The sequence below is a fragment of the Bacillus sp. UNC322MFChir4.1 genome, from assembly GCF_000746135.1.
GTDB lineage: Bacteria > Bacillota > Bacilli > Bacillales > Bacillaceae_G > Bacillus_A.
The window spans coordinates 233,499-247,935 of the sequence record NZ_KN050812.1; the positions used below are offsets into that span (position 1 = coordinate 233,499).

The window sequence follows — 14,437 nt, forward strand, 5'->3', positions numbered from 1 at the left end:
CCCTATCCTCTAGTATAAATATATAAATCTAATTATTCCTATTTTTTCAAATGAATGATAGATAATTAGATTTATGTAATAAAGGTTATAAAAAATCAGGAGGGGTATGTGTGTTTTCAAAATGGAAAAAAGGATTCATAACTACTTTATTTGCGCTAACAACATTTTCGACAGTAGCATCTGCTGAAGAAATGCCTGCAGATCAACAAAAATGGCAGAGTTGGGTTCGCGAACATGCAGTTAAATTACAAGAACCAACTGCTAGCTCGAATGAAGATTTATCATTTTTGAAACAAATCTTACAGGGCAAACGGATTGTTTCACTAGGTGAGTCTACTCATGGTTCAACAGAAATGAATCAATCAAAGGTTCGTATCATTAAGTATTTGCATGAAGAAATGGGTTATGATGTGATTGCATTTGAATCAAACTTTGCGGAAGCGAATGCTGTGTATCAAAATATAGATGATTTAACAGCTGAACAAGCCATGAAGAAAGCTATTTATAACCCGTGGTTTACAGAAGATGTGGAAGAATTATTTCAATACATAAAAGAACAAAAAGAAAAAGGAACACCTCTTATTTTAACAGGATTTGATATACAAATACCTTGGAATGTCAATACTGCTACATTTGCAACATATGCAAATGAATGGATTGGGAAATTGGATCCTGAAGTAGGTAAATTACTTGTAGAAGCAGAAAAAGAAATCGTAAAATACCGTTCTGTCTCTTCTTATAAGGAATTTCAAGCAATGCAGGCACCCCTTTTAGACAAATATGAAAACATAAAAGAGTTTATCCAACAACATAAAAATGAATTGCAACAAGTAGCACCTAAAACATCCTATGATGTAAATCTTCTAGAAAAATCAATCAAGATTCGAATCGATGCGCTTAAAACATATATGCCAAGCGATGTGAAAGAGCAGAAGAAAATTCCACGTGAAAAATATCCAGATGATTACTCATTTTACACTCGAGATCAACGGATGGCACAGAATTTAGCATGGTTAAGCGAGATGCAATTTAAGAATAAAAAAATAATTGTGTGGGGACACAATTATCATATTAGAAAACAAAATTCTAAAATGATTCAAGCCGCAACCGAACGCCCATTCCCAAATATGATGGATATGATACCACAGTATTTGAAAAATCAAATGTACACAGTCGGTTTATATGCATATAGTGGTAGTAGTTTAGATACGGATAATAAGACGCCTTATTCTGTAATAGAAAAACATCAAACAAATAGTGTCGAAGAAATTTTGAAGGCTGCACAACATCCGCAAGTATTTGTAAATTTAAAAGGTGAGGAAAATCGTCCTGAAACCTCTTGGATGTATATGCCTATTATCGGACAGTATTGGGGATGTCTAGATGAAGTCATGATTCCTAACCAACAATATGATGGGATTCTATGGCTAGAGCATATTAGCCCTTCACGAATTAAGTAAAACAAAAAGCGCGCCAATGCAATAAATGGTGCGCTTTTTGTTTTATAGTTCCTTAAGAAATATATTATTCTTTAATTTTATGAAACGATTAGGTTATACGTATTCTGCTGAATGTGAACAAGGAAAGACACTTTATATAGGTGCCTAAGAGTCTCATGTATCATACAAACTAGTTAGAACTATTCCTTTTCTCTTCACCTCAAAAAATAATTATAAAAAGGATTTGATTTATTCCTTCGTAGGATGAACATCCCTCAATGACTTTTGTATTCATTTCATTTATTTTTTGGAAAATAGCTGCTCGAACAATAAATTTGGAACTGTTTTTTTGATCAACAATTCGGAAAGTTCAGCATTGACATCATGCAAGGTTACATAAGCAAAAAAATCTTCTGTTGTATCCAACAATGAAAATATATTTTTAAGTCTATTCATCACGTTGATTCCTATTAATATTAGATGTTCTTCAAAAAAGGATTTACGAAATGCTATCTTTCTTTGAACATCAAGTATTGGATGCTCCGTATTTATACAATAGTATGCGTTTGTGATTTCTTCTAATTGCGGAGTGATTAATTCACTGAAAAAGGTAAACGGAAATGCTGAATCATGGTACCGAACTCCATATAAGTTATTAAGCTCTTCTTCTGATTCATCAGGATACCACTTATCAATTATCTTTCGGTATTCCGGTTCTGTATTTATTGATATACCAAAATAGCCGCCCTCAGTATCAACGTACAATGCGAGTACAAATACATCTTTATTATTTTCGGAACGAGAAAATTTTTCTATGACATTAGAACATGCTTCAAAAAATAAATCTTCAACATACTTAAAATCCGCTAAAAATATATCCTTTTCATTTGATATATCTTCAAAATATTCAATGGTTTTTTCAGGAGTATAAACAATAAAACCCTTTTGAGTTGACTTCCAATCTCCATTAATTACTTGCTTAAGAAATGCGTTATAATCCATGGCTTTACCCCTTTTTTCATCTTTATGTATTATTTAAATATAATAACAATAAGAAAATATATAAGACGTTTCTATTCCTATCAATGAGTATGAATAAATCCGCTCTATAGTAACTGCTACCTTTCCTAAAGATTTTTTATCCGACCATGTAGTAAACCCTGCAAATAAAGAAGCAGTAACAGTCCATGCCCATCAAGTTAAGATCTCATAATGCCCCCAGAACGAAATTTTGTGCTAACTTGTAACCAAAAAGCTCATTTTATCGTATGGGGGTGGAATGAGCATGGGGTCGTTTCGTTCATTATGACTAACGGACGGGAAGAAAGTGATTCTTTTTAATCTGAGTAGAAATGATAATTACATGAGTAATATGTCCCCCACTATTTCGATTTCGACCGAAAAAAGCGATTTAAAAAAATTCCAAATCGCCTTTTTTAATATTATTACTTTTTAGGTTTCCTATCTAAAATAAAGCGTAGTTCATTGATTTCATCATCAGATAGGGTATCTTCCTGAATGAATTGGGCAAGCATGGATTTCAGGGTACCTCCATAGATACGCTTAATAAATGATTTGGTCTCGGCACGCTGGAACTCTTCCTGTGTATAGAGCGGGTAAAAGGTGTAAACTCTTAGATTTTTATTGACACCTACTACATCTTTTTGAACTAACCGATCGAGAAGAGTACGTATGGTTTTCGGTTTCCAATCAGTACTCTCCTGTAAGGAAAGTATGATGTCATTCGCTGTTTGAGGAGCTTTATCCCAAAGCACGTTCATGATTTCCCATTCTGATTCTGATATACTAGGGATGTTTTTCTCCATATTTATCCCCTCCATTTTCTTTAATAGATTCCTAAATCCTTTAAAATTGATAAAGTAATTTCTATAGCCTTGCTTCCAGATACATCATCTTCATTTTGTATATTGGTAGCAAAGAAATAAGTATTGTTCTTCGTCTCTACATACCCGATAAACCAACCATTGATGTTTTTTCCATTCACTGTTCCTGTACCCGTTTTTCCTGATAGGCGAGCTTCTTCATTCTTTTCTAAGAATAGTGCTTCTTTCACAGCTTGGATATTCACTTCCTTATATCCCAATTGATTATAATAAAAGGCTTGCAGCAGTTGCACTTGCTCGACTGGAGAAATTTTTAATGAGGATTCGTGCCAGAATTCACCTACCCCCCCAGATACATTGGAGTTTCCATAGTTTATATCTTGTAGATTAGATTGTATTGTTTCAATTCCTGTTCTACGATCTAGTTCTTGGAAATACCAGTTTACAGATTTTTGTAAAGCAGATGAGACATCCTGATCCATATTCCAAGCGTCATAGGGTTGCTCCGTCCCATCCCATGAAAGGGTGGATTCTTCGGGTGATATCACATTTGATTCTAGTGCAAATAAGGCACTATAGATTTTGTATGTGGAATCAGGTGATACCCGCAACGCACTTTTCTCTTCATTATAAATGCGATATTGTTTTGCACTCTGATCATATAAAACAAAACTTCCTTCATACCCTTTAAAGAATTGATGTAAATCCTCATAAACTGTTCCGTCATTATTAAAATAGTATCGGTCGTTCTCCGTCGCAAATGCAGAAATGACAGGTAATTGGACTGTCAAAATGATACTGGCCAACACATAAATAAAGACGCTTTTTCTTATTGATTTCTTTGCTCCAGGCTTATAGGCAGCAATTTGTTCAATTCGTTTTTTGATTTGACTCTTCGAACCGTTTATTTGTGTTACTAACTGTAGCTTACTTGACCGTTTCGAAAGATCTAAAAAATTAATGATTGTATTTCCATATTCACTAAATGAATTATCATCTAGTAAATGTAAAACAGATGTATCACATGCGATTTCCCGATCTAATCTCATTTCTCTAAAAGCAAGCCAGACAAGGGGATTAAACCAATAAACGATTTGATAGAACAATATCACGTAATTTGTCAGCAGATCCTTATTTTTATAGTGATTCAGTTCATGAAAAAAGATATACTCGTAATGTTTCAAGTTGAGCCAGTTTTCATGCTGAGAAGGTAAGACGATATATGTTTGAAAAAGTCCGAATATCATTGGAGATTGGACTTTTTTCGAAATAACAATCTTTATTGATTTTTTAATCTGTAGTCTTTTCTTGCATTCTTCGAAAAGCACGAGAACTTCTTGATTGGAAAACGTAGAAGAATAATTCTTTATCCTTCTAAGTGTAATCCATCCACGAACTATAGTAAAAGTATACAATAGCACCCCTGACATCCATAATCCCATCACTCCCATATTAAGTAAGGACAGATCCGGCCGATTGACAGATACAGAAAAGTCTTGTATCAGGTGTAGACCCTGCATCATATTAGTTCCAGTTATTTCTGTATTAGGGCTGAGCGCATTAGTCTGATATGTATTCCCACCGCTAAAGAGAGAACTAAAATTATATAAATGAGTAGGTATGAATGGAAGTGCTAAAGCGATAAAAAGAAACATCCACAAATGATAGTGCCATTTTGCTGTTAGTTGTCTTCCAAACCATTTTCGTGTAAGTAGAATAACAACAACGGAAAATGAAGACACCAATAGGCCAATTATAAAATGAGTTAAAAACATGTCTCTCAACACCAACTCTCTTGGATTTTTTAATTTTTAAAAACAGGTATATAGCATATTTATAGTAGCTTGATGATGAAAAATAAAGAGTTGACTTTACTTGATTACATCTGTAATATTGTACTACAGATGTAATCAGACTACAAATGTAATCTTTTGAAACTCCTTGAATAAGGTTGTTCTTTCAATTCGTACATAAGAGTCTAATCAAATAATTAGGAGGTTTTACATGTAATAGTAAAAACCGGTGTTCAAATTGTATACATTGTATCTAATTTAACATTTGTTTTAAGTATTAAAAGTGTGAAAGGAATGATCATTTTGAAAAGTACAAGGATGCTAAAAATAGGGATGTGTGTTGGCATACTAAGTTTAAGTCTTGCAAGTGTAAAACTCTTTACAGGTGAACCATTGCAAGTGGAAGCAAAAGAAAAAACAAAGCAAACCAAACATACAAATCATGCGACTCATCAGGAGTTCGCTCAACTTGAGAAAAAGTTCGACGCTCGACTAGGTGTCTATGCTATTGATACCGGTACAAATCGAACAGTTTCTTATAAACAAAATGAACGGTTTGCTTTCGCATCAACATATAAGGCTTTAGCTGCAGGAGCAGTGCTACTGCAAAATCCAATTGACAAATTAAACGAAGTTATCACTTATACAAAAGATGATTTAGTTGAATATTCACCCATTACAGAGAAATATGTAGATACCGGTATGACACTTGGAGAGATTGCAGAAGCTGCCGTTCGTTACAGTGATAATACCGCAGGGAACTTTTTATTTAAGGAACTAGACGGGCCTAAAGGATTTGAAAAAGCGCTCAAACAGATTGGTGATGGAGTTACCCAGGCAGATCGCTTTGAGACAGATTTAAACGAAGCTATTCCTGGTGACATCCGTGATACAAGTACAGCTAAAGCACTTGCTACCGATCTTAAGGCTTTCACAGTTGGAAATGTACTCCCAGCTGACAAACGTAAAATTCTTACAGATTGGATGCGTAGAAACGCTACAGGAGACAAACTTATCCGCGCTGGATTACCAAAAGACTGGGAAGTCGCTGATAAATCAGGAGCCGGAAGCTACGGAACACGAAATGATATTGCAATCGTTTGGCCACCGAATAGAAAACCCATTATCATTGCAATTCTGTCCAGTCGTGATACAAAGGATGCTACCTATGATAATGAACTGATCGCGCAGACTGCCACGATTACAATTAACGCTCTCAAGTAATAATATCCCAGTTTCCCCATTTATTAATCCAATGTTATCTAAAGGATAAAACAAAGAAGTACAAAAAGAGCTAGCGTCATGCTAACTCTTTTTTACTTCAATTATTACAAACTCTTCAAATATACAACCTTTCTCTTTTTGTAACAAAACAGACAAATTCCAAAAGAAAAGATGACTTGTGAGCAACAAAAAGGTATGGTATCCTTTTCATTGTTAAGATGTATACAAGTTTTTAGACAACTATACAATAACGTATATCACAAAGAGTTATTTTGCATAATCATGAAAGCGGAATCAACTATAAGATGTTTTTCGTTATTCATGCCTATACTTTTTTGTAAACATCACAAGAAGTATGGTATCCTTTCCACTCTTTATATGTATACAAGTCTTTAGACAACTATACGATAGTTTAAATAGTTATCACGCATGATTATTTCAGTCATACATGCAAACGCTTCCTTTAAACATCATAAAAAGGAAGACACAAAAGTGGATACAACTGTGCACAAGGAAATCCCTCATAGGAAACAAATGGCGTAAAAATTACGAAAGCCATCTGATCAATTGATAGTTAAACAATCATGACTCAGGAAGACCATTTCCTGAATTACAAAAGGAGAGAAATATCACTATGTCTACAATAAGTGCAAATTCAAGCATGAAGAAAACTCAAGAATATAGTGCTAAGAAAGCAGTACCTGTTACTTTACTGTTATTTCTACTATGTTTAATAATTGACAACTCGTTTAAGATTATTTCTGTTGATATGGCAAAGGATTTTAACATTTCAGCGACAACAGTTAGCTGGCAAGCAACATTAGCTGGTCTTGTAATCGGAATTGGAGCAGTCGTTTACGCAGCTTTAGCGGATTCTATTAGTTTTAGAAAACTTTTTACCGCTGGTATTCTTTTAATCTGCGTTGGTTCAGTCATGGGATATATTTTTCAGCATTCGTTTTTACTAGTTGTTATCTCACGAATTATTCAAACTGCCGGTTTAGCATCAGCTGAAACGTTATATGTAATCTTTGTCACAAAGCATTTACCTGCAGATGAACAAAAGAAATTTTTAGGATTAAGTACAAGTAGTTTTGCTCTTTCACAGCTTATCGGTGCATTAACTGGAGGTTATGTTTCAACATATTTCCATTGGACAACTTTATTTTTAATTTCTTTAGTAACACTTTTCACTCTTCCTTTTATTTTGAAATATCTTCCTAAGGAAGAAACGGAAAACAGTCATGTAGATATATTAGGATTATTTCTAGTTGGAGCCATTTCAGCGTCCCTACTACTATATATTACAGATTTCAATTGGCTTTACCTAATCTTGTTTATTGTTGCAATTGCCTTGTTCCTTACTTATATTAGTAAGAACTCAAAAGCTTTTATCGGAATCTCATTCTTCCAAAATAAGCAGTTTATCTCATTGCTTGGCGTTGCGTTTATCATTTACTCTGTGCAGTTAGCATATATTTTCCTATTCCCATTCTTACTTGAAAAGATCTATGGTTTACAGCTAGATACAATTTCACTATTATTGATTCCAGGCTATATAGCAGCGACTATCGTCGGAGCTCTTTCTGGAAAAGTTGCGAAGGTTATGGGAAGCAAACAATGTATTACACTTGCTATGTGCAGCATTATGCTCAGCTTACTATTAGGCGGATTCTTTATTAAAACTTCTGTTGTTGTATTCGTAATATCAATGGTTCTTTTCTCTAGTTCATTTGCATTCATGTATGCACCATTACTTGACTCTTGCATTTGTACAATCGATAAAGAAAAAACAGGAACAGCAATCGGATTTTATAATTTAACACTAAATGTTGCGATGTCAATCGGAATTGCTTACACAGCAGCAATGATGGACAATTCCGCAATAAAGAAAAATTTCCTTGGAATTATAAACAATGTGGACGCTTCTATGTTTAGTAATATTCTATTCATTCTTGTACTAGTTACTCTATTCAGTTTATCTCTGTACTGGGTATTAGTAGGAAGAAAAGCGACAAAATAGATTTATAGACCCTTTAAAGTTAGAACTCTAAGATTTAAGATCTTAGGGTTCTTTTTTTATTATTTATATAATCCGATTGATTACACGAGCCCTTGTGATTGTACACGCACAAAGCGAATATTTGCTTTCATATTTGATATATCGCAGCTAGTTCTTATTCACAGCAATTTTTTTACTCATATATAAACTGCATTCACAAAAAAGAGCTATCGATATAATCATACAAAATATCAACCCCATCGTCCCAATGACCTTAGCACCAAAACTTTCATTATCTGTTTTCTTTTTCATTTTACAGCTCCTACCTATCCCTACATCATCTATCTTCATCTCAAACATCTTCTTATTTAAAGACTATAATACATACAAACCATTCAGATAATATCACCTAAATATTCGCCATATCATGTAACCATTGGACATTGTTATTGATCACTTCATTTATTTTATTTTGCTCCATATTCAATTCCTTTGATTAAGTCATTATGATCAACATCATCTTTATTTTTCATTATAAATCTACTTAAATATATTGAAAAAAATGATGGTTCTCCGCTACGACTTATTAAAGGTTTTTCTATATTTCACCAAAACTAGCGCTACCGCAACTATAAAATATAATATAGTAGTAATGACAAAAGTATGTAGTTTATCTCCAATTTGGATCGCCATAAAATAATTAAAAAATTGATGAATCATCATTGTTATAACTAGATTATGATTCAGGTTATAAAATACCGTCATAATTATAGATACAGAAACAATAGAAACTAAAAAACAAATAATATATTGAACCAATTGTATTCCTGTATATCCTGAAGATATAAACCATAGCGGCGCATGCCAAAATCCCCACACCACGCCAACTATAATTGCTGATTTTAATGGGCTGAATTTTTTTTGCAATTCATTTAATACATACCCTCTCCAGCCCAGTTCTTCTCCTAATGGTCCTCGAATGAAATGATTACCAAATGCCACTAGTAGTGTACTCCAAGAAGTAGCTAATTGAGCTTTTATTGGTATGTTCTGGTCAATACTTGTAAATAAAAGACTTCCTAGGAAAATAGAAAATTGAAGTAGAAAAATCCATAATATCGTTGAAATTTTTATTTTTTCCCTGAATTGACTTTTTATATATTCCCTTAGATTACCTTTTGGATTGATTTTACGAAACATAACTATGAAAACAAATGTAGAAGTCCACGCTGATATAATTATCAATATGTTAGTTAGTATTTGGGCTTTTAAAACGTTCATTGTTATCCCAATTAGTAGAAGAAAACAATAAAATATTACGTATGTCCAAACAATATATCGCTTTACTATTTTTTCCAACCAATATCCCCCCACTGAGTTTATTAGAAAATAAATAAAGCCAACAGAACAATTTTACATTTTATCCCACATAATTGGAATATATACTATGGTGTTCCCACAGGTCAAGACGCCTATTTAAAATATTTTATTTTCCTTTCATCTTTAAAGGAACAGCCCATCTGAATTAAGAGATAGCTTACGGAATTGTCCCTCGATTAGGAAGTTGTAGCCTTGGAATAAAGTTTGATAATTTTTGTTATCCTTTCTCACTTAAAGCGCCCTTTAATAGAATAACTGTTTTTTTAATGATTTTAAGTAAAGCATCTTCGTTTGACAAAAGCTAAATCTGCCTTTATTATCAACTCGAACTTATTTATGGGAGTGATAAAGATGAAAATTTATGTTGATGCAGATGCTTGTCCGGTAAAAGATATTATTATCTCTGAAGGTACGAATGCTAAAATTCCTGTTATCCTTGTTACTAGCTTTTCTCATTTTTCTAATGCGGAACAACCATCAGGGGTGGAAAAGATTTATGTTGATTCTGGAGCAGATGCTGCGGATTATCGGATTATGAAGTTAGCAGAAAAAGGAGATATAATCGTTACGCAAGATTATGGTCTTGCTTCGCTAGGTTTAGCAAAAGGGTGTACGGTTCTTCACCACAATGGGTATAGCTATACAAATGAAAACATTGACCAATTATTACAAACACGTTATTTAAGTGCAATGGCTCGAAAAAGTGGCAAGCGTACAAAGGGGCCAAAACCATTTACATCAGAAGATAGGGAGAAATTTAGGGAGCTTTTTAAAAAAGCAATTTCACTGTGAATAACCCCTCCTTATCTACCTTAGAAGTGCACCCCAATTGTTAGACTGTGTCTAACAATTGGGGTGCACTTCTATCCTTCTCGTTCCTTGAGGAAGGGGAATTCTTTTGGAAATATGTTAAAATAATGAGAACGAAGGTATAGCGGCGTAACCAAAAGAAGTAAAAAAGGGTTACCATGACGCTAGCTCTTTTTTACTTCTTTGTTTTATCCTTATTATCATTTTAGAATGTTAACTTAAATACATGACCTGTACTTGCTCACTCTCTTTGTTTTAAACCTCTTTGTTTTAAACCTCTTTTTTTAACTTATATCAACTTCCCTATTATCCCTCACAACAACAACCTTATCGCCACGCTCCTCTAACATATACAAAATCTCCGCTTTATTCTTTCTTTCAAAATCTCTCGTCCATTTAAACATCTTCAAATACATGTTAAAACTCGGCTTATAGTTTGCCTTTTCAAGACGAAGCAGTTGTAAAATGTATCTCTTCGTTATTCTATATACCCTTTTTGAAAGAGCTACATCTAAAAAAATGATGATATCTGCATGTTGAAAACTTTGAGATACCCATGTATGATGAGCCCCTTCAACAATCCATGTATTAGAACTGACAATATCATTCAGCAGCTTATCTCTTTCTTCAGGCGTATTTCTTATGTCTCCATTTTCAGACCTTTTCCAAACGACATTGTCGAGCTCATAATATGGAATCTGTAACTTCGAGGATAATGTTCTTGCTAAAGTTGTTTTCCCGCTTCCGACAGAACCTATGATATGAATTTTATTAGGATGTTTATATTTCAGCACAATCACCGCCCCATTTTCTATCTACATCTTCTTCCCCATTCTCCAGCAGCGATGATTGTAAGAATTCTGCTCTTCTCCCAATCTTTCAAATCCTTGTTTTTCATAGAACTTAATCGCGCGCAAATTGGACTGTGCAACGCGAAGATGATATTCCGTCACATTCCGTTTTTTAAACTGCTCCTCAGCATATTGAAACAGCTCGTTACTATATCCCTTCCCGCGCCCCTCAGGAATTACATATACAAAACTGACATACCCAATCTCTCTTCCTTCATACGTATCATACCGAAGCACTAATTCTCCGACTGCCTGTTGATCACGTTCTAGGAGAACAAATCCTTCTGGAAAATTCAATTGTTTTTGCTTTGCATACTTTATATATTCACCCTCATGAAACTCAAGTTCCTCATCTGTATCTGTGAAAAATCGAATGATTGTTTGTTTATCCTTTTCGATATCGACACGACGAAATGTAAGCATTGGCATCGCTTCCTTTCATTTCATACTTAAATCAATCTTACAATATCTTTCATTTCGGTAAAATTAGTCAAAACTTTAGCATATAAATAAGAAATACTTATGAATCTAGCAAATCGCTATTATTTTCAATCATCGTTTTCAAATTTCTTTCATTTAGTCCCTTTTGACAAAAATCAAATTTTGTGTTCTTTATTCGTTTCACGCGGTCCACAATTTGTCCTAAATGATAGCCAGTATGTTCAACAAGATGAAAGAGACTATGTATATCTATTTCTCCATTTTGTTTACTATTTACAGCTTTCGCAAACTCTCTTTTCCAATTCGTAAAAGTCTCTTCAATAATGGAACCTAACGCAGTTGATGGTATGTCTAAATGAGGAAAGTACTCTTCAATCCCTTCTTCAAACTTAATATTTGAATTCGAGTACCGAACTGTATTTCTTTTTATATGCTCACAAATGTGTAGAACAATTCCACCGATTGAATTCATCTCCTGCTTCCACAATTCTTCAGTATGTAAACAATGAATTGCTTGAAGTAGCTTCGGACGATAGTGGTCGTACATACGATGATATGTAATTTGAAAAACCAGTTGCATGTCTATTCCCCCCATACCTAGCAGAATACTTTATCAAATTCCCATTTGTAAAATACACACTTATCTTACAATTGATTTTATTTTCCGTCTAGAGGAGAGAAATTGCACATTGACCATGAATGGTATTTCAAGAGAAAACGATTCAAAAATCTTTAGAGTAAATAGAATAACAAAACCACACCACCGCTAAATTTCTAGCAGGGTGTGGTCTCTCACTCAAATATTTCTTAATATTTTTTTGTTCATACTTCTTCTATTTCTGTTAAACGGTATATACAAGAGTAGGCATGCAATAAACGCAACAATTTCTAATGAAATAATATAGTAAGGATAAGGACCTAGCATATCAAGTAAGGAAGCTGTTTCTGGCTTATGTGCTAAAAACATATAGTTCCCGCCTGTTTTACCGTTTACAAATAAAATAATTGGTAGCAATGCATTTAAAAATAACATCGTACGTTTAATCGATTGAAAAGTTGGTCTATACCCTTCCACCCATGTCATAAAGAGCGGTGACAAAACGAGTAATGCATGTGCGATGAAATATTCTATGAAGCGAAAATGCGGAAATGCATACTGTAAGTTTGGAGTTAAAATGGCTTGTGATGCCCCAAGAATTCCTGTAAAAAAGACAATTTCATATAGCTTATAACTTTTCGTTATAATCATAATGGATGCCAAAAATAAGCTAACCGTACATAACTCAAATGGCAATGATGTACTGAGTTTAAAAAGCCCTGCCTTCACCTGCCATATGTCCAATCCAATTTCACTGCCTATAAACAAAAAAGCAATTGTGTAGCGAACCATTATATTCCATTGCTCTTGGCGAAGTAAATCCTGATATTGATATAGAAAATAAATTCCTAAACCAATAAGAAGAAGTACAATAACGTGTTGTTTCGAGTATGGGACAAACGGTTCTAATGAAGCTGCTCGAAAATATGCTTCCATGCTCCCACCTCCTCTCTACAATATTATGGTAAAAAAGGAAAGGCTCGTCAACTTATTTATTTTCTGCAAAAGCTCAAATTTACTGTTTTTTTATGGCTATACTAACTTTAAAATATTATGATTATGCTTTGAAATTTAATAGACATTACTCTACGTTACTTTAATATTTTTTATGGAATTAATTAAAGTTAGTTTCATATCTTTCTTTTTTTAGTAGGTAGTATTATCATTTTGCTTGGTTTCTATTTTTCTATATAGCTTCTTAGTACCTTATTTTGATAAAAAATAGTTTAGATTTACCTTTTTGTGTCCAAAATATTGACTCAAATCCAAATAAACTATATCTTTGTTTTGTGGATAGAGAGAGCGATAAAAAAAGAAATGAAAGGGAAAATAAGGGACCACGAAGAAATTCCCACTTCCATAAAATAAAATGACATAGATATTTGAAAAAGCATTGTTATTACAGGTGCGATCCATACCTTTTTAAAAATATAAAAACCTATTAATCCAAATGAAATACAAATAATTGGTTCGAAGACTAATTGATACAAAAAAGGGCCTAGAGAGTCTAATATAAAATTCTTCAATATAATTCACCTCCTACAAGAGTGGTTCACTACTTTAGTCTAATACTAATTTAATAGGGGTAGCGTCCCGAAAATGTGGATTTACAACGTTATGTTGTTTATAGCATTAAAAATGAATAATGTAAAAGCGCCGATATACTTACGACTAAGTAAAAAAGCGCCCTGTAAACAGGGCGCTTCACTTTTAATTAATGACTAATATTAGCATTTGGGTATAATGTTGTTCCTCCAATTGAAACTTTTATTTCATTTGTTAATGGAACATTTTGTTCATTAATAATTGTTCTCCACCATTCCCATGCAAGACCTGTACATTCTTTCGCCATAACTTTTACATTTTTCGCATTCGCTGGAAGTGGGATCACTGTATTGAAATGGGCAGTTCTGTCTCTACCGTTTCCATCCCAAGTTTTATGAGTTAATACTTCTTTTCCATTTTGATCATATGAGACTTCATCCCAAGATACATCAAATTGAGCAACATATCCACCAGTATGATCAAGCGTCATTTTCGCACTAGAATATTCTG

14 protein-coding genes are annotated in these 14,437 nt (G+C 33.6%); 4 read left to right on the top strand and 10 right to left on the bottom strand.

Going from position 1 to position 14,437, the window contains the following annotated elements; translation table 11 throughout:
- Nucleotides 1-110 precede the first annotated feature (110 nt).
- Nucleotides 111-1,460 (top strand): erythromycin esterase family protein, encoded by a 1,350-nt coding sequence (locus BR72_RS23020; protein ID WP_035437546.1) that lies wholly within the window; start codon nt 111-113, stop codon nt 1,458-1,460.
- A gap of 279 nt (nt 1,461-1,739) precedes the next feature.
- Here the strand turns inward: BR72_RS23020 and BR72_RS23025 are convergent, their stop codons facing one another.
- From BR72_RS23025 to BR72_RS23035, 3 genes are all read right to left on the bottom strand, one after another.
- Nucleotides 1,740-2,441 (bottom strand): hypothetical protein, encoded by a 702-nt coding sequence (locus tag BR72_RS23025; RefSeq protein WP_035437549.1) that lies wholly within the window; start codon nt 2,439-2,441, stop codon nt 1,740-1,742.
- Nucleotides 2,442-2,884: 443 nt separating this feature from the next.
- Nucleotides 2,885-3,265: a penicillinase repressor BlaI gene (gene blaI, locus BR72_RS23030; protein WP_035437551.1), complete on the bottom strand. Its 381-nt coding sequence runs from the start codon at nt 3,263-3,265 to the stop codon at nt 2,885-2,887.
- 20 nt (nt 3,266-3,285) lie between these two features.
- Nucleotides 3,286-5,058 carry a BlaR1 family beta-lactam sensor/signal transducer gene (locus tag BR72_RS23035; protein WP_035437612.1) on the bottom strand — a complete coding sequence of 591 codons (1,773 nt, stop codon included), beginning with the start codon at nt 5,056-5,058 and terminating at the stop codon, nt 3,286-3,288.
- 312 nt (nt 5,059-5,370) lie between these two features.
- Here BR72_RS23035 and bla point away from each other — a divergent pair, with 312 nt between their 5' ends.
- A complete protein-coding gene (gene bla / locus BR72_RS23040; protein ID WP_420482263.1) occupies nt 5,371-6,300 on the top strand; it encodes a class A beta-lactamase in 930 nt (309 codons plus the stop codon).
- A 634-nt stretch (nt 6,301-6,934) separates the two neighbouring features.
- Nucleotides 6,935-8,323 (top strand): MFS transporter, encoded by a 1,389-nt coding sequence (locus tag BR72_RS23045; RefSeq protein WP_035437554.1) that lies wholly within the window; start codon nt 6,935-6,937, stop codon nt 8,321-8,323.
- A 147-nt stretch (nt 8,324-8,470) separates the two neighbouring features.
- Here BR72_RS23045 and BR72_RS23050 read toward each other — a convergent pair whose 3' ends face one another.
- The gene (locus BR72_RS23050) at nt 8,471-8,614 is read right to left on the bottom strand and encodes a hypothetical protein (protein ID WP_156107976.1); all 144 of its coding nucleotides are present in this window, start codon (nt 8,612-8,614) and stop codon (nt 8,471-8,473) included.
- 264 nt (nt 8,615-8,878) lie between these two features.
- A complete protein-coding gene (locus BR72_RS23055; RefSeq protein WP_051957403.1) occupies nt 8,879-9,661 on the bottom strand; it encodes a CPBP family intramembrane glutamic endopeptidase in 783 nt (260 codons plus the stop codon).
- A 372-nt stretch (nt 9,662-10,033) separates the two neighbouring features.
- Between BR72_RS23055 and BR72_RS23060 the strand changes: the two genes are divergently transcribed.
- Nucleotides 10,034-10,474 carry a YaiI/YqxD family protein gene (locus tag BR72_RS23060; RefSeq protein ID WP_035437558.1) on the top strand — a complete coding sequence of 147 codons (441 nt, stop codon included), beginning with the start codon at nt 10,034-10,036 and terminating at the stop codon, nt 10,472-10,474.
- Between the two features lie 302 nt (nt 10,475-10,776).
- Here BR72_RS23060 and BR72_RS23065 read toward each other — a convergent pair whose 3' ends face one another.
- The 5 genes from BR72_RS23065 to BR72_RS23090 all read right to left on the bottom strand — a co-directional run.
- A complete protein-coding gene (locus tag BR72_RS23065) occupies nt 10,777-11,283 on the bottom strand; it encodes a shikimate kinase (protein ID WP_035437614.1) in 507 nt (168 codons plus the stop codon).
- 24 nt (nt 11,284-11,307) lie between these two features.
- Nucleotides 11,308-11,766 carry a GNAT family N-acetyltransferase gene (locus tag BR72_RS23070; protein WP_051957404.1) on the bottom strand — a complete coding sequence of 153 codons (459 nt, stop codon included), beginning with the start codon at nt 11,764-11,766 and terminating at the stop codon, nt 11,308-11,310.
- A gap of 97 nt (nt 11,767-11,863) precedes the next feature.
- Nucleotides 11,864-12,364: a hypothetical protein gene (locus tag BR72_RS23075; protein ID WP_035437560.1), complete on the bottom strand. Its 501-nt coding sequence runs from the start codon at nt 12,362-12,364 to the stop codon at nt 11,864-11,866.
- Nucleotides 12,365-12,580: 216 nt separating this feature from the next.
- Nucleotides 12,581-13,318, bottom strand: a complete 738-nt coding sequence (locus BR72_RS23080; protein WP_035437561.1) for a YwaF family protein — start codon at nt 13,316-13,318, stop codon at nt 12,581-12,583.
- A 778-nt stretch (nt 13,319-14,096) separates the two neighbouring features.
- Nucleotides 14,097-14,437 (bottom strand): thiol-activated cytolysin C-terminal domain-containing protein (locus BR72_RS23090; RefSeq protein WP_331280393.1); only part of this gene is annotated, 341 nt, incomplete at its 5' end.